Below are 20433 nucleotides of genomic sequence, written 5' to 3' on the forward strand. Positions count from 1 at the left end.
TAGAGGGAGTTGTTGAAATTGAAGAAGGGTTTGATATTGCTCGTGATCTTCCTGTTGGTCGGATGCGAGACCGCACTAACGGAGACGCCAAACGCGAATGATAACGAAGGAACACATAAGGAACAGGATATGAACGCTGGCTCCGACGCGCAGGCGAATCCTCAATCAGAATACGATAACGATGGGAATAAAGCGGCTCAAACGGTCTCAGTGACAGATGAACAAGTAACGCAGGGGAATCTGGTTTTGGTCAACAAGGATCACCCGCTGGATCCGGCAGCCGTACCGACGGATATCGTGAATTTGTTTCACGATCAAGACTTAATGAATGGTTACGTCGTTCTTGACAACACGATCCGTTTATCGCGCACTGTGGCGGAGCGTTTTGGCGATATGATCCAAGCAGCAGGAGAGGACGGGGTCAATCACTTCATGATCAGCAGCGGGTACCGGGATGAGAGCGAACAAGAGGCGTTATATCGCGAAAAAGGCGCCGATTATGCATTGCCACCAGGCTACAGCGAACATAACCTTGGGTTATCCATGGATATCGGATCTACGCAGAAGGCGATCGATCAATCTCCGGAGGGCGAGTGGCTGAAGAAGCATGCTTGGGCGCATGGATTCATTTTGAGATACCCCCAGAACAAGACGGATGTCACAGGGATCCAGTATGAGCCGTGGCATTTTCGTTATGTTGGGCTTCCGCACAGCATGATCATGCACGAGCTGGATTTTACGCTCGAAGAGTATCTGGATTTTCTCAAGGAGAAAAAAAACTATAAGGCAACCGTAAACGGGAAGGCCTACGAAATCGAGTACGTACCCGTCCAGGCGAAAGAAACGGAAATTGAAGTTCCGGCCGGCAGCGAGTATGAGATATCCGGCAACAACATCGATGGCATGATTGTGACGGTGCAGCTCGGCAAGGATGAGAATGAATGAAACTAACGCCTAAATGGATGGTATTATTGCTGTATGCGTTGTATGTATATGTGCTGGTCAAAATCATTCTGTTCAAATTCGGCGACGTGAACATTTCGTTTCTGTGGCAGCAGCTGCAGCGTTCGATGGATAATCCCGAATATATGCAGAATCGATTGCAATTTGCCAATTTTACGCCGTTTAAGTCCATTCATCAAAATATGAAACGACTCTCGAGCCCGCATGACGTGATCAATCTGTTCGGAAATATCGCGATTTTCATACCCAATGGCATATTCGTCAGTGTATTGCTGAAAAACAAGTGGATGGGATGGCTTGGCGCTTTCGTGACTTCCTTCGGGCTAAGCCTTGGGCTGGAGTGCTCGCAGATTCTCTTTTCGATGGGAAGCTTTGATGTGGACGATTTAATCCTGAATACGGCTGGCGGGGTGATAGGCTGTTCCATGGTCCTCGTCTTAAAACTAACCTTATCGGAAAAACAATCCCATATTGATGAGGGTAGGGGCGGGAAGGGCAAGCCGTTATCGGGGGCGAAGAAGCAAGAGGCCTCATCTTGAACCTGATGATGAGTACCGATTTGACGTTGAAGACATATCTATAAAGGCGGTGGTTATGATCGTGAATAAACGCTGGAAAAGGATCTTGTTCGGTTCCATCGGATTGGTCTTTGTCATGTTCGTCATAAATATCGCATTATATATCCATTCGATCGGTTGGAATAATATCAAACTGATGTATTCGCTTCATACCACCGACAAATCCGTCGTAAAGATTGATGATCCTTCGAACGGCCATGGACTGTATCTTACGAAGATGAGGCAACCGGCTGAAATGATTAAGGAGCGGATGCAGCGCGAGGATTGGCATTATGTAATGCAAGAGGGCTCCGGCTATTTTTTTGAAAAGGATGACCAGGATGTCGTGGTGACAACCAAGATATGGCCGAATCGTTATTTTGTCAGAATTTCGGTTCAGCATGACGTCGTGAATTTAGCCGACTGATGGCATGGCCGTTATCCCAAACAAAAAAAGCATCGATAAGATGCTTTTTTTGCGTGGGTGCCCGCTAATCGACCGTTGCTTTGGCAATATGCCGTGAAAAAGTCGCAGCGTTAACATGGATCTCGCTTTCTCTCACGCCTCGGCCGATCCGGTCTGCGCGCCGGATGGCACGCCGCGGAGCCAGCTGCGCCGCCATTTCAGCTGCATCACAATCGTAAGGGCCAGCGATGCGGCGGCAATGAAACTCAGAATGATGAACCCGGCGGTGTATGATCCTGTCGCTTGGTACAATCGACCCAATATCAGCGGAAGCGCGTAGCCGCCCAAGCCTCCGGCAGCCCCGACAATCCCGGTAACCAGGCCGATCTCGCCGGCAAACCGTTGAGGGACAAGCTGAAATACGGAACCGTTACCTGCGCCTAGGCACATCATGCCGATAAACAGCAGCGTGACGACAAGCCATAGCGGCGGCAAGAAGGAGACGCCGATCAGCATAATGGCAGCTCCGGCATAGAGAAACATCAGCATTCGCGAGCCGCCGATACGATCGGCCAGAAAGCCGCCTACAGGGCGGAAGAAGCTCCCTGCTATGACGCAGATCGTTGTAATGTCCGCAGCCTGAACCGCGGAAAGGCCATACTGGGTGTTGAAGAAGATCGTTAAATAGTTGGCGAGCCCGACAAAGCCGCCAAACGTCACGCAGTACAGGGCACAGAATACCCAAGCATCGCGCTGTTTAAGCACATTGCCATATTCGGACAGCCGTTTGGGGGCAGGCCGATTCGGACTGTTGCGGGCAAACAACGAGAAGTAGATGAAGACCAATACAATGGGAATGATGGCAAGTCCGAAGACAATCTCCCAGCTTCCGAAATGCTGCGCCAGCCGGTTGGCGAACAGGGTCGCCAGGACGGTGCCGCTGTTCCCGGCTCCGGCGATTCCCATCGCCAGGCCTTGATGTTCTTTGGGATACCACTGTCCCGCAAGGGGAAGTGCTGCGGCGAACGAAGCTCCCGCGACGCCGAGAAGAATCGCAACGACGTACAATTGATCAAGGGAATCTACCCATAACCAGCCAAGCAAAAGAGGGACCAGCGTGACGACCATCCCGATCTGAGCCGTTAGCTTCGGGCCGATGCGATCGGCAAGGAAACCTAGTACGAGCCGAAGTATCGAGCCGCCCAGAACGGGAAGTGCCACCAGATTTGCCTTCTGCACCGGATCCATCGGATAATCTCCGGCAATGACTACCGCAAGCGGTCCGAGCATGCCCCATATCATGAAGCTGATATCGAAATACAAAAAAGCACCGAACAGGGAGGGCTTGTGCCCGCTTTGCCAAAATCCTTTCTTCTCCATGGTTATCGCTCCTTATCCAAATGTGTACGTTCTCTATACCTGGTGCGGATCTCCAGATGCAGGCATAAAAAGGCCGCAATTCGCCCATTGCAGAACGACTTGCGGCCTCGTTGCCCAAGACGCAGACACGTCATTGTGTCTTCCGTCTGTGAAATATATGATTTTGCTGATTCACATTATAGATAACAGGTCAAATAAATGTCAATATACATCACACAAAAAACGAATAATTATTAATTATTAAAATTCCGATGAATATATGTCACATATATTGACATATCGAATTTCGTCAACTAAGCTAGATGTATGTTACGAATACCAATATGGCACAAGGATGTGCCGGTTTTGATGGCAATGACGCCCTTTCCTGTCCCCAGGGAAAGGGCGTTTCGTATTTTCTTACATGAAAGTGACAAGGGTAGAGTGGAGGTAATTCATGAAGAGAAAGAAGCTCGTTGTTGTCGGAAATGGAATGGCAGGGATACGGTGCGTAGAGGAAATACTCCAGCTTGGGCCGGAGCTTTTCGATATTACGATATTCGGCGCCGAACCTCGCCCCAACTATAATCGGATTCTGTTGTCCAAAGTCCTTCAAGGCGAACATTCCCTCCAGGATATTATCCTGAACGACTGGTCTTGGTATGAGCGGCATGGCATCCGGTTATTGACCGGTGAAGCCGTTCATCATATCGATGTCAAAGCCCGCTGCATCGAGACTGTCTCCGGTAAACGGGAAGGTTATGATGCATTAATTCTGGCAACAGGCTCATCCCCTTTCGTTCCGCCTATCCCCGGGACGGATAAGGAAGGCGTCCTTTCATTTCGGACGGTGGATGATTGCACGAAAATGACCGAAATGTCCAAGGTCTACACAAAAGCGGCCGTCATTGGCGGGGGATTGCTGGGGTTGGAGGCTGCCCGGGGACTTCTCCATCTCGGCATGGAAACCCATGTGGTTCATAATGCCCCTTACATCATGAACCGGCAGCTGGACCGGACGGCAGCCCATATGCTGCAGCAGGAGCTCGAAAGCCAAGGGATGCGATTCCACTTGGCGATGGATACCACGCGAATCGTTGGCCGAACAAGGGCGCAGGGTCTTCGGTTTATCGACGGAACTCGGCTTGATGCGGATGTAGTGGTGCTTGCCGTAGGGATCAGGCCTAACGTGGAGCTGGCCCAGAGAAGCGGTCTGCTGACGGGGCGGGCTATCCTGGTGGATGACTTCATGAGGACTAGTGAGCCGAATATTTATGCGGTGGGAGAATGCGCGGAGCACCGGGGGATCAGTTACGGCCTAATCGCTCCCCTGTATGAGCAAGGAAAGGTGCTTGCCCGGGTTATCTGCGGCCGGCAGGCCGAGCCTTATGTCGGTTCGATTCCTTATTCCCAGCTAAAAGTCTCGGGTGTGGATGTATTTTCGGCTGGCGCGATATCGGGGATCGAAACGGAAACCGCCATTCAGCAATACGATGCCGTAAGCCGCACGTACAAAAAAGTGATCATGCACAAAGGCAGGGTTACGGGTGCCATTCTGTTCGGAGACACGACTGAGGGTTCCGCGCTGTTGTCCATGGTGAAGAAGGGCGCGGCTGTCTCGGAGCTTATCCCGCAAGAAGGCATTGTAAGCTCGGCGGAAGCAGCTGCACAGACGCTCCCGGATCATGAAACGGTGTGTGCTTGCAACGGCGTGAGCAAAGCGGAGATCATGCAGGCCGTTACCGATCGCAATCTCCAAAGCACGGATGAAGTTAAGCAGCTGACCAGGGCATCCGGTTCGTGCGGCGGCTGCCGGCCAATGGTGGATGCCCTGGTCAAACATGCGCGAAGCGGCAAAAAGAGGGCTTCGCAGAGGGCGGCCATAACGCAAGGCGAGATTCCCGTATGTGAATGCACGAAGCTGGGGCACTCCTCATTGAAGCAAGCGATTACCCATGCGGTGAGTCAAGGCTGTCATACGATATCGGATTTCATGCTCCATCAGGGCTGGAAGAAGCCGGGCGGATGCATAGTCTGTCGGCCAGCCCTGCGTTATTACCTTGAAATGACGGGGATAGGGAACGGTGATGAACCGGTTCGGAAGACTTGGCATGATGACTCCGAAGCGGATCATGGACTCTACCAAGGCGTTCAGGTATGGATGGAAGACACGGAAGGCTCGAGGATGGAGGCGACAGGCATTCGGCGCATTGGAGAATGGCTTCGCCTTCGATGGCAAGAGGTATCGCTGCCTTATCCTGTACATGCAGGGGTGTCCGATCGTCTAGCATCGTCCGTCAGCATACTGGTTCAGGGGATCGGAATATCGTCTTCGCCCGCAGGCTGGGAGGTTTATCTCGGCGGTCATGCGGTCCACCCTGTCCGTGAAGGACAATTGATCGGCGTTGCTGAACGTGAGGAAGATGTAATACAGCTCGCATCCGCTTGTTTGCAGTGGTACCGGCAGAACGGCTTGTATGAGGAACCGTTGTGGAAATGGGTGGAACGTACGGGTGTGACTTCGATCCGGGAGCATGTTCTGGACCACGATCTGCAAAGAGAGCTTGCAGAGATGCTGTCTCGGCGGGAATGGAAGACACAAGTGGGTTAAACAAGCGAAATATAGGGAGAGGCGGTCAGTTATGGTTTATTCGGAATCGTCCGCTGCGGGAGGAGCTGCGGCCGTGGTAGAGACACAATGTCCGTTTTGCAGCGTACAGTGCAAGATGACGGTTGAAGAGGAAGAGAAGAGTGTCCCGGGACGGTTCAGGGCCAAGTATAAGGTGGAGGGGATACCGAACCTCGCTTCCGAAGGCAGGGTGTGCGTCAAAGGCATGAATGCGCATCAGCACGCAGCCCATTCCCAGCGGCTGCAGCATCCACTGATCCGTTCAAACGGCGAACTCGTTCCTTGCTCTTGGGATGAAGCGATGGCCGTGATTAGCGATCGATTTCAGGCGATATCCGAGAGATATGGTCCCGATGCCAATGCCGTCTACGGCGGCGGGTCCCTGACCAACGAAACGGCCTATTTGCTCGGGAAATTTGCCAGGGTGGTGCTCGGTACCCGGTATATCGATTATAACGGCCGTTTCTGCATGTCGGCCGCAGCTTCTGCCGGGAGCAAAACCTTTGGAATCGACAGGGGGCTGACGTTCAGGCTGTCCGATATTCCTCTTGCCCGCTGCATCGTGCTGGCCGGCACCAATATAGCGGAATGCCAGCCTACGCTGCTCCCTTACTTCAACCAGGCCAAGGAGAATGGGGCGAAGATCATCGTCATCGATCCGCGCAGAACCGCAACGGCCGCAATAGCCGATATGCATTTGGCGATCAGACCTGGGACGGACGCCATGCTGGCGGATGCGATGCTGAAGATGATCGTGGATGAAGGTCTCTTAGACGAAGGCTTCATTCAAGCAAGAACTACGGGTTACGAGGAACTGAAAACCTATTTGGGCAGCTTCGATTTATCACGGGCCGCCGATTTATGCGGATTAGATGTGGAGCTGATCCGGGAGGCCGCCGTATCCTATGCTATGGCGGATACCGGGATGGTGCTGACGGCCCGAGGGGTGGAGCAGCAGACGGATGGCCATCTTGCGGTACGCCGTTATCTGAATCTGGTCTTGGCAACAGGAAAAGTCGGGAGGGAAGGCTGCGGATACGGGGCGATCACCGGTCAGGGAAACGGCCAGGGAGGAAGAGAGCATGGGCAGAAGGCCGATCAGCTGCCAGGCTATCGATCGATCGAGAATGAGGAGGACCGGGCATATGTTGCCTCCGTGTGGGGCGTTAAGGCTTCCAGCCTGCCTGGAAAGGGCGTCTCTGCCTACGAGATGATGGAGCTGATTCATGAAGGCGAAATTAAGTCGCTCTTCGTGATGGGGTCCAATCCCGTTGTTTCGAATCCGAATGCGGGGCTTGTGGAGGAAGGCTTGAACCATCTCGATTTTCTGGTGGTTGCGGATATGTTTATGTCCGAAACGGCCCGATTCGCCGATCTTGTCCTGCCGGTAACCTCCTATATGGAAAATGAAGGTACGCTGACGAATTTGGAGGGACGGGTTCTTCTCCGGAAGGCGGCTCGACCGGCGCCTGGGGAGGCGCGTCATGACTGGATGATTCTATGTTCGATCGCAGACAGATTGGGCAAGGGTGAATATTTTGACTTTCATGAGCCCGAAGAGATATTTAATGAGCTGAGGCTTGCAAGCAAAGGCGGCATTGCAGACTATTTCGGCATCACCTATGATCGGTTGCGCCGGGAAGAGGGAGTATATTGGCCGTGTCCCTCTGAAGAAGAATCGGGGACGGGGCTTCTGTTTCGGCAGTCGTTCGCCCATCCAGACGGAAAGGCCGTGTTTTCCGTGACGCCGGGGAATCCATGGGTGGGGGTGTCCGAGGAGTATCCGCTCATTCTGACCAATGGCCGTCTTCTGTCACACTACTTGACGGGCGTGCAGACCCGGAGAAGTCCTTCCCTACTTGCACGCGAGCTTGAAAATTTCGTGGAGATCCACCCGATTACAGCGCAGCGTTACCGAATCCGCGACGGGGAGTGGGTGGAAATCGTGTCGGAGCATGGACGTTTTTCCGTACGCAGCAGGATTAAAGAACATATAAGAGAAGACACGCTGTTCGTCCCGATGCATTGGGGCGGCGTGCAGAATGTCAATCATGCGACCCGGCCGGAGCTGGATCCGTTCTGCAAGATGCCCGGTTTTAAGACAGCTGCTGTCCGGATACGGTCATTGAGGTAAGGGTGATGCAACAATGAGTCCGTTCTTCATTGACAGGATGAATATGGAAAATTATAATAGGAACAATTTTATATACAAACACAATGATTGGGAGTAGTAGAAATCGTTCATGGTTCAGAGAGCTGCAGCAATGGTGAAATGCAGTCCATGAGGATTCCGAAGCTCGCCCATGAGTGGTGAGGCAGAAATGGAGTATGCCTTGACGTTTAGCCTTCGTGATCGGGCTTCAAGCGGATTTGATGAAGATCGGATCAAGTAGAGTGGTACCGCGCGGGTAGTTAGCCTGTCGTCTCTTATGGGATGGCGGGCTTTTTATATTTTATCGAAGGGAAGGGTTCATATGGTTAACGCGAAAGAGCGCGATTGTTTTATCTGTCGAAAGCATCGGGGAGAGATCCAACTACCGGGGGAGCGATTTATGAGGATGAGCTGCTCTACGTAGGCCATATTTCTTCCGATTCCAACGAAGCTTATCTGGGATATATTATGATCGATATCAAGCGGCATGTATCGGGATTAGCGGAGCTGCGGGACGATGAGTCGGCCGCCGTCGGACGGATGCTGACCCGGGTGAGTCGCGCCTTGAAAGCATGCTTAGGCGCGGAACATATCTATTCCTTCGTGCTGGGAGATCACGTCCCTCATCTGCATATCCATCTGATTCCGCGTTATCCGAATACGCCCCCGTCTTATTGGGGGTTTGGAATCAGCGGCTGGCCGGAAGCCCCTCGAGGTGATGCCGCTCAGATCGAAGAAGTGTGTTCGCGAATCAGGCGTTGTATGGCGCAGGATGAGGTTTCTCCATGAGACCCTATATCGTGAAGTGGCACGGCAGCTCCAGCATGTTCCTCGACGATCCGCAGACGATTGCGGTTTCCCATGGGGTACTGGGCCGGTATGGCGGCAGCTCGGCAGCCGGGGCGGATAAAAACGAGGATGGCGCTTATATCTGGATAGATGCGGAATCTGATTTGGAATTCGTCCTGCTGCTGGATGCCCATGAAACCGATGAGAGCGCCCAGCTCGTCTTATCCTATATCGATGGGGCCGCTTCCGAGATTGCTGGCATCCTCCGAGAGCCAATCGAGCAGTGTTTTCAAAACCTGCATGACTATTTGCTGGGCATGTTGACTTCCGAACGCTTTCGCGAGGATTGCAGGGGAATTGCGGGTGAAACTTCCTGTCTGCTATGCTGCAGACGCGAAGAATACTTGTGGTGGTTTAACGTCGGGGATTGCCTGCTTTATCTGCTTCATCCCGAATTGACGGCGCTCGGGCAAACCTTGCTCAATCAACGGAATTTCTACGAATGGATAGGGAAGGTAAACACCTTCGATAAGCAGGTCCCTTGTTATTCCACGGGCGTAAGAGAGCTGCGCTCCGGGAAAAACGTGATTGTATTAAGCACCGATGGCGCTTTAGAATGGGGACCGTTATTTCTGGAACATATGAAACAGCTGCGTGGCGTTGATCTGGAAAAAGGCGTGAAGGATTTCATGCAAATGTCGCATGAACGCGGGATCAAGGACAGCGTCACCATGATTGCATGGCAAGTGGAGCTCGAGCATCATCCCAGCTATCCATCCGATGGTTCAAGATAGGAAATGATGCAAGGCATGATGAATTCAATTGAAAAAGGCTAGGAAACCCGGTCAATGACCGGGTTTCCATTGATTTAATTAAGCTGGTGCTGGAGATTTTTCGTCCACTGTTCATGAAGATCTTCCTTGGAAAGATGGAAGATGCCGTAATAATCATCCGGATTGCGAATGAATTGGTTCAATGAATCTAACCCGTATTTTTCAATCATGAACGCAACGATCAAATATGAAAACTGAAATCCTGTTTTGCCGAAATCCCAGGAATCATCATTCAGATCCTCGAAGCTTGGAATTGCCCGATTAAGAATGGCTTCGGTCGTCGTGCTTCGGATGAAGTCTTCCGACATCTGCTGAGCTTCGTACCCCCCGATGCCCTGACGGATCCATCTAGGTGCCAGCGGATTAATATCACTAATCAACCACATGGCATACAAGTGCAGGGTGGACCGGAGGATCGAGTGGTAGGTATGCTCGGGTCCCGGGTTCAAGGGCGAGACGATTTTTAACGTGCAGTTATCGAACGTGCCCATGAACCAATTAGGTGCATCGCTTTCGCCTACGGCTTGATGGAATGTGGGCAGGTCGGGATAAATTTCAATAACGATTTTGCGGGAAGGCTGATGATTATATTTCGCGGCCATCTGTTCTACATTATTCTTGAGTTCTTGAAACAGGTCCTGATGCACCTTGTTCTGATGATGATTTGCCTCACTTTTACTTTCAATGGATATCAAGTCGAGTATCGACATAATCGTGATGTCACCCCATTCTCTTAATTCTTTCTTCAGCTTCGCTAAGGACCGATACAATCGGTTTTTCACCGCACTCTCGCGCATGCCGACAATCTGGGAAATTTCCTGCAGCGTACAATCCACAAAAAATCGTAAAGATATGATCTGCTGATCCCGTTCGCTTAACTTCTTAAGCGCCGCTCCGATATCAATTCGAATATCAACATAACCTGCAAAATCAAGGGAGATGGACTGCGATTCAAAACGTGTAAAGTCATAAGGTTTTTCATTTTTTCGCGCTAAACTTCGATACTCATTTTTGACTGTGTTTTGAGCAATTTTGAAGATCCAAGTGAACAGACTGGATGTTCCGTTAAACTTATCAAGGTTCTCCATTGCCTTTAAAAACACTTGCTGGGTTAAGTCATCTGCCGCCGTCGGATTCAATTTCAGTGCGAGATAATGCCGGATCCTCGGGCGATATTCATCATACGTATCTTCAAATGTTCGTTTTGTTCCTTGATTATCCGGATAACCAGGGAGTTTGTCATGAGCTCTAGACATGGATAAGAACCTCCTCTTGACCTTACAGTTTATTAGACACCGGAGGTATGCAAAAAGCCACAGTGGAACGAAACATTCTCGGAATCTAGGTTTTAATGCATTTATATTCATCATCCTATAAAGGCACAAGAAAGAAAGGCGTTTTGTGCATATGATGTCATCATCATGTATATGGGAAGCGAGGTGATCCTTATATGCCTTCGAAACGCGCAAGGAAGTCCAGATCCGCTTCCAAACCGAGACCGCCGCAGCATTGGGTAGGTCAGCCGGTCGTGGTCGTTCTGAAGGACGGCAGCTATTACGTCGGCGAACTGAATCAGATCCAAGGCGGGGAAGTGACGCTATCAGGGCTCCGGGCCAACAATAAGATGCCGGCTGCGATTGCCCGAAGCGGAGACAAAGCGCAAATATCCGGATTTTTAAGCGACCTCTTTGGCGGACCTCCAAGCGCTGCGTCAGCCGAAGGAGCCGAGGAGGGAGTGGCGGCTGCGCCTGCAGGCCCTCTCGGCTTCCTGGGACAGATCGTGCCTCATATTAAACTGGGCATGAACGTGATAAAAGCCATCATGCCATTAATGGGAGTGTTGAAAATCTAACCAAGGACAAAGGTCTAATCGAACAAAAAGAAGCTTGAACCCTCAAGCTTCTTTTTGTTATGCCGTTTGATACAAAAATCTCATGGATGCATCAAATCGAGATGGCACGCTTCATAATCGATTTGGCTTCCTGTGCAACGGCTTCATCCTTATCGTCGATAGCCTGCATGAAGATGAGCATGGGGATATAAACGGCGATTAAACGAGCCAGCACTTTCGTTTCTTCGTCCACGCTGCCATAGGCTTCAAAAAATCCCTCCCTTGATGCCGGAGGCAAGAAGCTGTAAGCAATGCTCAGGTCGCAGGCGGGATGTCCGATGCTGACGTCGCCCCAATCGATGATGCCGGAAAGCTTGCCTGTTTCGTCCACCAGCATGTTTTTGAAATGGAGATCTCCATGAATAAGAATATGTCGCTGCATGACCCGATCCAAGGAAATGCCGTGCAAATAGTCGGCGATCTCCTTCATTTCTGCATCCGTAAAATGGAGGGCAAGCCGGGCTAGAAAGTCCAGCATTTTATCCCTGCGCCCAGCGAGATCGGTCAGATTACGATGGTCCACCGCTACACCTTCTTGCTGCGCTATGTCCACGGGAAAGGCATGCAGGTTCTTCAGAAAGCGCGCGAGCGCTGCCGCCGACTGCATCCGTGTTTCATCCGTCAGTCCAATCGGAAACGACCCGGAAAGATAGGTGTACCCCAGAAAAGGCGCAGGGTAGTCTGCGCTTTCTTTTCCGAAGAAAAGGGGCTTAGCATAGGGTAACGTTATGTAATTCGCCAGCTTGGGCAGGATTTTGGCTTCGGTTTGAAGTAAAGGGATGGCAAATGCTCTTCTGGGAAAACGAAACACATACTCTTCGCCGATGCGATAGACGGTATTGTCCCAGCCGCTGCCGATCTCTTGGATGGGTAATGAGGACAGCTGGGGGAATTGACGGTTAAGCAGCAGCCGGACTAACGGCTCCGTCACTTCCCATTCGGCATTCCATGGATTTTGTCCCATATTCGTCTTCACCTCCATGAATGAATAATTTCCATAAAACGGAACACTTACTCAGTGTATCGGAATCCCATCGTACGGGCAACGGAAAGGACAGCTGTAATTGAACTTTACCGACCAATTTAGATATCTGTATCATAGTGATTCCTTTCACAATAACATTATTGTATAGTAGAAGAGAGATAAAAGTCACTTGCGGACATCCAGAAGACCAATAAATCGATGAAATGAAGGGATAAGTGTGCCATATTTACGTTTTAAAGGATTTTCAGAAGTTTTCCTCGAAGAAATAACGCCAACCGTAGTTGAAACATTCGCCGGTATTGTTCAAATTCCGAAAGAAATCGTGAAAATCGAACAGCTTCCATATCGGATCATTACGAATACGCCGTTATCCGTCGAAATCCTGATGTTTCAACGGGCTCAGGAGACCCACGATGCGGTTGCGGCCAGCATTCACGAGATCCTGTCGGAACGCGGGTACCGGAACGTACATATATTCTTCGTGATTCTCAATCGGAATCTCTATTATAAAGAAGGCAGGCCATTAGAATAAAATAAGATATGATGAGTGAAAACAAGGATGCTAGAAGAGCATCCTTGTTTTTTAAATTAAAATGAATGATGGACTTTATGTCATATCTTCTTACCGTTATGATAAATCAAAGAGATTATGAGGCATGGTAAGTGCATGGATAGGAGGAAACATGGACCGACTACAGGGCATTTTGAAGGAATTTTACGGTTTGGCTCATCCCGTTATTGTACCCCAGCAGGGCGGTTGGGCTGCGCTTGCTTACAAAGTGAGTAACGGCGCACAGGACTATTTCCTGAAAGTTTATGAGAAAAGCCGGGCCTCCACGCCCAAATGGACTGCGCTGATTGACGATTATGTTCCGATCCTGCTGTGGCTTGAGGAGCATAGTCGATTAAAGGGCAGCATTCCGGTGCCGATGCTGACGACAGACCAACGTTATCGATGCGAGGATAAAGAAGGCATTTATTTGTTGTATGAATATATCGACGGGGACACGATCGCAGACCGCAAGCTGGCGGAGAATCAAGTGAGACAACTGGCACAGATCATCGCTGAGCTCCATCGTTACGGGGAGGATTTTCCGCTGGTGACAAGTGCCATGACGGAAAGCTTTACAGTGCCTTTTCTTGGTCAGCTAAGGGAGGCGCTGGATACGAAGAAGCCGGTTGACATCGGTGAAGTCGTGAATCCCCATATCGACAGCTTGAAGGGTTTGATGCTTGAAGTGGAAGCGCTGTCCGAAGCGTTGAAGAAACGCGATCTTCGCCTGGCGCTGTGCCACACGGACGTGCATGCCTGGAATCTGATGTCGGATGGTCAGCAATTGATATTGATTGACTGGGAGGGGCTGAAGCTGGCGCCGGTCGAAGCCGATATGATGTTTTTTGTCGCTGAACCCTATTTCGAATCATTTATGAGGATTTATAAAGAAACGCATAGCGATTACGAGATGAACAGCGAGGCGCTGACGTTTTATCAAGGCAGACGTAAATTGGAGGATATCTGGGAGTTCATGGAGCAGCTGCTTTGTGATGTCCAGAATGACGAAGAACGCGCGTCCACGCTAAACAGCCTGAAGAAAGAGCTTGAAGAGATCACGATGTCTAAATCCTAATCAGCGTTGGGTTTCAATATGTAAAAAGCCTTCTGGCAGAGTTCGGGGCATCTACCAGGAGGCTCTTGCTTGGCTTGTCCATCGGAATGGTTCACATGACGTATTTTGCCAGCACCCAACAGAGCAGAGCCATAAACCAGGAGACAAAACCGAAGATCATCACGATTTTATTCTCGCTCCAGCCGTATTTGAGACTGAAGTGGAAATGGATCGGGGCCATCCGAAACAGGCGCAGCTTGGTCCGTTTGTAATACCATACCTGCAGGATAACCGAAAGCTGCTCCGCCAAATAGATCAGGAACAGCAGGGGAATCAGAATTTCGACCTTCTCGATCACCGCCAGGAATGAAAGGGAGCCGCCGATAGCGAGGGATCCCGTATCACCCATAAAAGCCCGGGCCGGATGAATGTTGTAGAGCAGCAAGCCCAGCAGACAGCCGATCATGACCAGCGAGAACATCTGAACCTCCGGTTTATCGGAGATCAGGAAGAAGAAAAAGTAAGTCGGAATGGCCACATTGATCAACAGTCCGTCCAAACCATCGGTAAAGTTGATGGCATTCGCCGAGCCTACGATGAACAGCAGCATGATGATAATGTAGACGCTGATCGGCAGGTGAAGCTGGAACCCGTTGAAGAGCGCGATATCACTTGTCAGCGAGAAGGACTGGAACAGGACATACAATAATGCCCCGGTAAACAGGAACTGAAGCACAAGCTTCGTTCGGCCGGAAATTCCCGACGGGTCCTGCCACGCCGCTTTTTTGAAGTCGTCCATAAACCCGATCGAGCTGAACAGAAGAAAGGTGGAACATAAAAAAACGGTCAGCGGCGTAGGTTGAAACTGCAGCGACATCCCAATGCCAATCAACAAAATAAGGCCAGCCATCAACGGCGTCCCGCGTTTGGCCTGATGATCGGGAGGCAGCTCGGTCCGGATCGGCTGCGTTAGCTTTAAGGTGCGCAAACCCCAGATGAGCAGCGGCGTAAATAGCGTCACCAGCAAAAACGATAGTCCGGATACACCCAGAATTCCATTCATCTCATACACATCGCTTTCTATCCATTTCCGTTAGTTCATTGTATTTCGATGGAATGGACAAATATTCCTCCTGATTTCAATAATTGATAAGTGCCGATAATGGACAATTGTCATACGACGGCCGTCATTAACCGTGGAGTATAGGGATACCAATTCATCATCCACTACATAGGAGCTTACAACGTCGATTGCGGCGATTGGGAGCTCTTTTTGCTTTCCAATAATTAGGTTGCTGCTATAATGAGAGGATGGAAATGTGAGATAAAAAAGCTCATTGTAGTCAAGTCCATCGATTTCATTCTTTTGTACAACAGCAAAATAATTGGATGAGTCACGAGAACATGATTCAGAGTTATTCCTTGCACTTACTTCATAGGAAATGTTCCCATTCCTATGTTAATCAAGCGCTCAGATCAGGCCATTCGAGCTACGGCCCGGTCGGAATTAGAAGTAGATTCATTGACGAGATATTCAGTAGCTGGGAAGCGGATTCAGCTGGACACATCCAACTTCCTAACCGCGTCGCGGCCGCCCCTTAGGGGCTTAAGGGAGTTGGATGTCGTGAACAAAAGAACGTTATAGGAAATCAACGCAAAAAAGAAAAATACAAAATTCTATTTAGAGATATAATGAGGACTCCAGAGAATATTAACCTGACTTGAGGATGAAAGGAGAATTTTGGTGACTAACAATCTTGAAATATATGATTTTCTTTATCAAGCAGATGTTTCCGCTCCATTAGCAGTAATGATGTGTGGAGTGGCTGGATCGGGAAAAACAACATTTGCTCAACGATTAGAGCAGAGGGGCTTTGTACGTCTCTCCATTGATGAAGAAATTTGGGCTACAAATGGTCGTTACGGAATTGATTATCCAGTTGAAATCTATGAGCAACTAAAAGTTGAAGCCGAATTAAAGCTGCGTAATGAACTAGTAAATCTTTTGAATGAAAAGCGCAACGTGGTTATTGATTTCAGTTTTTGGCAGCGGAATAGACGGAATGAATATAAAAAGCTAATTGAAGATGGAGGAGGAGAGTGGAAACTGATTTATTTGAAAGTTCATCCTAATGATTTACGTGAACGACTTCGCATTCGGAGCCAGCGATTCGATGCTAATGCTGCGTTTACAATAACAGAAGAAATATTATCTTCATTCCTCAAGGGTTTTGAAGTGCCTTCTGGAGAAGGGGAAATTATCGTAGAAGCTAAAGAATATTAAAGTGAACTAATGGTGTAGGAGTTTCAATGAAGGCGCTGACATCCAATAACATTATATTCACGCATGCGGAGCCTGGTGGCTCCTTGGTCCGCAAGAAGAGATTGGCATGGGAGAGGAATCAGCGGACACATCCGCACCGACTTAAGGCTGCTGGCGCAGCCTTAAGTCGGTGAGAGGTCGTGAATATGGGAACGTTATATGAAAGGACGAAGTATTTGATATTTAATAAGCCACTTGAGAAGTATGATTTTGTTCTTCAATCCGAAGATAAGAAGTCACATATCATTTTTTCATTTATAGACGTTGAATTAGAGCGATCTAAATCCATTAATTACTTAGTGAATATAAAGGACGATCAGTTTGCAGGACAAGTTGAGATCTGGATCGATCAGGAAGAATTGAATCGTTTTATCGAAGGGCTTTTAAAGGCTGAAAATGGCGAAGTAGAACATATAAGTTTAAGAGCAATAAGTGAAGAAGAATTAGAAGTGACTTTTATGGATAAAAGAATGGGACGCTATGAAATCGCCTATTCGATTAAGAACAGAAGATATTCCAGAAATCGATTGATTGAAACCACATTAAAGGGATCTTTTGAATACAACATTGAATTTTTAAACCAGTTAAAAGAGTACTTAAAGGATATTCATAAACTCTTGTCGTAAGCATTTGTAAGCAACTCAAGGTCCCTTCGTATATCATAATATTCACGCAGCGGACATTCGTCCTTGGTCCGGCGTTCGCCGGACACTCAGCGTACGCTGAGTCGTGAATACAGGAACGTTATGGGAAATTACTGCAATAGATTATAAAAATGAGAATGAGGGGTTTGAATCACATGTTTCTAAATAGTAACCTGTTTTCAAATGACCAAGTTTCTGCCTGGATAGGGGTGATAGGAACCTTAATTGGTACAATTATAGGAGGAGGAATTAGTTATCTAGTAGCTTATAAATCGATTTCAGATCAAAGAAATAAGGAAAATGAATTTGATAATAAAATTAAAGTACATTTGGATAATTACATAGAGTATTCATTCGGTAGTTTATTTTACTTTATCCCAGAATTACATGGGAACCAAATGCCAACTAAAAAAGATTTTCTTAGAATGTTGGATTATTTTCGAATTGCATTGAAGGAAATTAGCTGTGTTTCAATAAATTCAATTCCAGGTAAATACATTAAGGCAATTAGCGATGTAAAGCTACTTTATCAAATACTTGAAGTTGAATTAAGTCGTGTACTTGAAATTTATGATGACCCAGAAAAATTAAAATATGAACTAAACAAAATAAATATTAAGTATAGAACTTTAAAAATAATCGAGCATTATTCCATAATAGCAAATGATAATGACTTCTGGAACAATCTAATAAAAGAACTTGAAGACTCATTTAAGCAAAACAATGAAGGCAGTAACATCCCATAACATTGTATTCACGCAGCGGGGCTTACGCCCCTTGGTCGTCCGATGGTATAATCATAGAAGTTAACTCGGACGACACACGAGCCAGCCTAAGATAAGAGCTATCTATGGCTGGCTCGCGTCGTGAACACGGAAACGTTATGCGAAATACTTGAGCAAAACAATGAAGAATTAATTAAATCAAAAGTCTAGATTTCTTTATTACTCTAGTTTAAAACTATAATAAATTGATTACCTAAGTAACAACTGCTGATTAATTACATATTTATGTTATTTTACAAATATGATATGGTTCTTGATAGGTTATTCGTTTTGCTCAACAAAAGGGTAAACCCCCACGGTTCCCTCAACACTATAAAGCGGATCGGAGTGTTGCTTATGAGCAAAATTTGGAGTTGGTTTGATGGAATTGAAGTTACTGCGATGCCTCCTTATGTTGCTATTCAGTTCAAGAAGCCACAAAATTCCGCCAATGTGGGGCAAAGCGAATAACCTAGAACCCTCCAATAAAATGGGGGGTTCTTTTATACAGAAAACATGTAATAATTTAATTTGATCAATTAATGATTAATAAAATAGTTGCAAATATAATATGGAATAAAAATAAAAATAGATTAACTGAAATGAATAATAAATTAATAAAGACAATAGGTAAGAATCTCGGAGAAGCCAAGTATATCGCATAACAAAGTATTCACGCTGCGGGGCAATCGCCCCTTGGTTGTCAGATGTATAATCATGGAGGAAGCTCAGACAACAAACGACCCAGCCTAAGATAAGAGCTATCTAAGGCTGGGTCATTTCGTGAATACAAGAACGTTAGGCGAAATCAACTAAATAATAATGAGGTCAAAAACTTTGTTTAATCCTAGAGAACAAGCACTAATTATATGGTTTGTTATATTTATTGTTTATGCTTTATCAAATAAAGCTGTTAGATCATCAATTCCAAATATAATTAAGTCATTTTTTCGCTTATTCAGACACACCATATTCATCATAACAAATCTGTATATAGTCTTTATTTTTATATTAATGTATTCCTTTAATGTACTTGAAGATAGTGTAATTAAGGACTATGTAGTTTGGATTTTTTCTGCGTTATATCCCCTGATTTTTCGAGTATCTACTAAGTATCTCGAAGAAAGTATTTGGAAGATTATAAAGGAAACCTTTAAATTGAGTATTATTCCAATGTTTATCATTAGTGAATATACACTTTCAATTTGGGCTGAACTAATTATTGTACCAGTACTTGCATTGATTAGCGGTCTTTTAGTAGTTTCTGAAAAAGATAAGAAATATCATCAATTTAAAAAGCTTTTGAATATTATTTTAATCGTTATAGGCTTTATTTATATTTTTGTTGGAATTAAAGGGTTTATAACTAATCTTAACGATGCTTCCAAAGTAGACTTCTGGCAGAAAATGTTTATTGATATCATTGGAATAATGTTGCATTTTCCTTTGTTATTCTTTTTACAATACGTAAGTATTTATGAACAGATAATTAAAAGGACAAAACTTAAAAAGAGAATACAAAAGTTTCTTGCAATTTGGGTTATCTTTTTTGAGAATAAGTTTCACAAGAATGAACTCTTGAGAAGTTTGAGGAACTATAAGCTATGGAGAGCTGATACATTAGAAGAACTGAAGAATTGTTTGAATGGAGATTCAATGAAGAGTTGACATCGCCTAACATTATATCCACGCATCGGAGCCTTGCGGCTCCTAGGTCCGCCAGAAGGAGATTGACAGAGGAGTAGAATCAGGCGGACACATCCGCACCGACTAACCGCAACGCGGCCGGACCCTGGCGGTCCTTAAGTCGGTGGGACGTCGTGAATACGGAACGTTATCTGACATTCTGGTAAGTTCACTATGATACACCAAAAAAATAATATAGATTGGAAGAATTATAATGGGAGAATTCGCCTATGGTGGCATTGTATTTAACGAAGAGGGACAAGTTTTAATGCGAAGTCCTAATAATCATTGGGGTGGCTATATTTGGACTTTTGCTAAAGGATCCTATGAAGAAAGTGATATTACTACTGAAGATACAGCTCTAAGAGAAGTCATGGAGGAAACCGGATATGAATGTTTAATAATATCAAGGATACCGGGGGAGTTTGAATCAGATACATGCAAGACTAAATATTACTTAATGAAACCGACAGGAAGAATAATTGATTTTGATAAGGAAACACAGGAAGTCGGATGGTTTAATCCTGATGAAGCATTCGAGAAAATCGAATTAACAAAAACGAAAAAGGGAAGAAGATGTGACAAAGAAGCTTTAATAAGGGCATTACAAACTATGAAAGAACTAAATGAAACCTGTGGGTGAATCGGGAAGCGAGAACATCAGATAACATTGCATCTACGCTGCGGGGCATTCGCCCCTTGGTTGTCAAGAAGTATACATAGGAGAATATTTCAGACAACACACGACCCAGCCTAAGATAAGAGCTATCTAAGGCCGGGTCACGTCGTAGATGCGGAAACGTTATATGAAACCTACGCGGAACTAAAAACACAAATCTTATCGG

Annotated in this window: 18 protein-coding genes, 1 pseudogene and 1 other annotated feature; of the genes and pseudogenes, 15 read left to right on the forward strand and 4 right to left on the reverse strand. The window is 47.1% G+C overall.

Features of this window, described 5'->3' with window-relative positions:
• The first annotated feature begins 18 nt into the window (after positions 1-18).
• Genes P0X86_RS13490 through P0X86_RS13500 form a run of 3 tightly spaced genes read left to right on the forward strand, consistent with a single transcriptional unit; the run spans position 19 to position 1947 of the window.
• Positions 19-945 carry a M15 family metallopeptidase gene (locus P0X86_RS13490; protein WP_277748658.1) on the forward strand — a complete coding sequence of 309 codons (927 nt, stop codon included), beginning with the start codon at positions 19-21 and terminating at the stop codon, positions 943-945.
• Positions 942-1502 (forward strand): VanZ family protein, encoded by a 561-nt coding sequence (locus tag P0X86_RS13495; RefSeq protein ID WP_277748659.1) that lies wholly within the window; start codon positions 942-944, stop codon positions 1500-1502. The genes P0X86_RS13490 and P0X86_RS13495 overlap by 4 nt, the downstream gene beginning before the upstream one ends.
• 55 nt (positions 1503-1557) lie before the next feature.
• Positions 1558-1947, forward strand: coding sequence for a hypothetical protein (locus tag P0X86_RS13500; RefSeq protein WP_249732688.1), 390 nt, complete (start codon positions 1558-1560; stop codon positions 1945-1947).
• A gap of 132 nt (positions 1948-2079) precedes the next feature.
• Here the strand turns inward: P0X86_RS13500 and P0X86_RS13505 are convergent, their stop codons facing one another.
• Positions 2080-3306: a nitrate/nitrite transporter gene (locus P0X86_RS13505; RefSeq protein ID WP_036665266.1), complete on the reverse strand. Its 1227-nt coding sequence runs from the start codon at positions 3304-3306 to the stop codon at positions 2080-2082.
• A 436-nt stretch (positions 3307-3742) separates the two neighbouring features.
• On the opposite strand from P0X86_RS13505, the gene nirB reads away from it, so the two are divergent.
• The 4 genes and pseudogenes from nirB to P0X86_RS13525 all read left to right on the forward strand — a co-directional run bounded on the left by nirB (position 3743) and on the right by P0X86_RS13525 (position 9649).
• A complete protein-coding gene (gene nirB, locus P0X86_RS13510; protein ID WP_277748660.1) occupies positions 3743-5896 on the forward strand; it encodes a nitrite reductase large subunit NirB in 2154 nt (717 codons plus the stop codon).
• Between the two features lie 31 nt (positions 5897-5927).
• Complete coding sequence (gene nasC / locus P0X86_RS13515; RefSeq protein WP_277748661.1) at positions 5928-8048, forward strand: assimilatory nitrate reductase catalytic subunit NasC; 2121 nt, start codon at positions 5928-5930, stop codon at positions 8046-8048.
• Positions 8049-8122: 74 nt separating this feature from the next.
• Positions 8123-8345: a binding site (T-box leader), on the forward strand.
• A gap of 43 nt (positions 8346-8388) precedes the next feature.
• A pseudogene (locus P0X86_RS13520) lies at positions 8389-8855 on the forward strand (HIT family protein).
• Positions 8852-9649, forward strand: a complete 798-nt coding sequence (locus P0X86_RS13525; protein WP_213578011.1) for a PP2C family serine/threonine-protein phosphatase — start codon at positions 8852-8854, stop codon at positions 9647-9649. Before P0X86_RS13520 ends, P0X86_RS13525 begins: the two are co-directional and overlap by 4 nt.
• Positions 9650-9723: 74 nt before the next feature.
• Here P0X86_RS13525 and P0X86_RS13530 read toward each other — a convergent pair whose 3' ends face one another.
• Positions 9724-10944, reverse strand: a complete 1221-nt coding sequence (locus tag P0X86_RS13530) for an RNA polymerase sigma factor (protein WP_213578013.1) — start codon at positions 10942-10944, stop codon at positions 9724-9726.
• Positions 10945-11138: 194 nt separating this feature from the next.
• Here P0X86_RS13530 and P0X86_RS13535 point away from each other — a divergent pair, with 194 nt between their 5' ends.
• Positions 11139-11540: a hypothetical protein gene (locus tag P0X86_RS13535; RefSeq protein WP_192572277.1), complete on the forward strand. Its 402-nt coding sequence runs from the start codon at positions 11139-11141 to the stop codon at positions 11538-11540.
• A gap of 91 nt (positions 11541-11631) precedes the next feature.
• Here P0X86_RS13535 and P0X86_RS13540 read toward each other — a convergent pair whose 3' ends face one another.
• Complete coding sequence (locus P0X86_RS13540; RefSeq protein ID WP_277748662.1) at positions 11632-12543, reverse strand: aminoglycoside phosphotransferase family protein; 912 nt, start codon at positions 12541-12543, stop codon at positions 11632-11634.
• Positions 12544-12781: 238 nt separating this feature from the next.
• Between P0X86_RS13540 and P0X86_RS13545 the strand changes: the two genes are divergently transcribed.
• Positions 12782-13096: a DUF1904 family protein gene (locus P0X86_RS13545; RefSeq protein WP_090911464.1), complete on the forward strand. Its 315-nt coding sequence runs from the start codon at positions 12782-12784 to the stop codon at positions 13094-13096.
• Positions 13097-13247: 151 nt separating this feature from the next.
• Complete coding sequence (locus P0X86_RS13550) at positions 13248-14192, forward strand: aminoglycoside phosphotransferase family protein (RefSeq protein WP_277748663.1); 945 nt, start codon at positions 13248-13250, stop codon at positions 14190-14192.
• Positions 14193-14283: 91 nt separating this feature from the next.
• On the opposite strand, the gene mraY is transcribed toward P0X86_RS13550, so the two are convergent.
• Complete coding sequence (mraY, locus tag P0X86_RS13555; RefSeq protein ID WP_176502375.1) at positions 14284-15234, reverse strand: phospho-N-acetylmuramoyl-pentapeptide-transferase; 951 nt, start codon at positions 15232-15234, stop codon at positions 14284-14286.
• A 681-nt stretch (positions 15235-15915) separates the two neighbouring features.
• Between mraY and P0X86_RS13560 the strand changes: the two genes are divergently transcribed.
• From P0X86_RS13560 to P0X86_RS13580, 5 genes are all read left to right on the forward strand, one after another.
• Positions 15916-16455, forward strand: coding sequence for a P-loop nucleotide/nucleoside kinase family protein (locus P0X86_RS13560; RefSeq protein ID WP_277748664.1), 540 nt, complete (start codon positions 15916-15918; stop codon positions 16453-16455).
• A gap of 185 nt (positions 16456-16640) precedes the next feature.
• Complete coding sequence (locus P0X86_RS13565) at positions 16641-17120, forward strand: hypothetical protein (protein WP_277748665.1); 480 nt, start codon at positions 16641-16643, stop codon at positions 17118-17120.
• Between the two features lie 173 nt (positions 17121-17293).
• Positions 17294-17884: a hypothetical protein gene (locus P0X86_RS13570; protein ID WP_277748666.1), complete on the forward strand. Its 591-nt coding sequence runs from the start codon at positions 17294-17296 to the stop codon at positions 17882-17884.
• Positions 17885-19060: 1176 nt separating this feature from the next.
• Complete coding sequence (locus P0X86_RS13575) at positions 19061-19570, forward strand: hypothetical protein (RefSeq protein ID WP_277748667.1); 510 nt, start codon at positions 19061-19063, stop codon at positions 19568-19570.
• 232 nt (positions 19571-19802) lie between these two features.
• A complete protein-coding gene (locus tag P0X86_RS13580; RefSeq protein ID WP_277748668.1) occupies positions 19803-20231 on the forward strand; it encodes an NUDIX domain-containing protein in 429 nt (142 codons plus the stop codon).
• The last annotated feature ends 202 nt before the right edge of the window (positions 20232-20433 follow it).

Source organism: Paenibacillus sp. BR1-192 (genome assembly GCF_029542445.1).
Taxonomy (GTDB): Bacteria; Bacillota; Bacilli; order Paenibacillales; family Paenibacillaceae; genus Paenibacillus_AQ; species Paenibacillus_AQ lautus_A.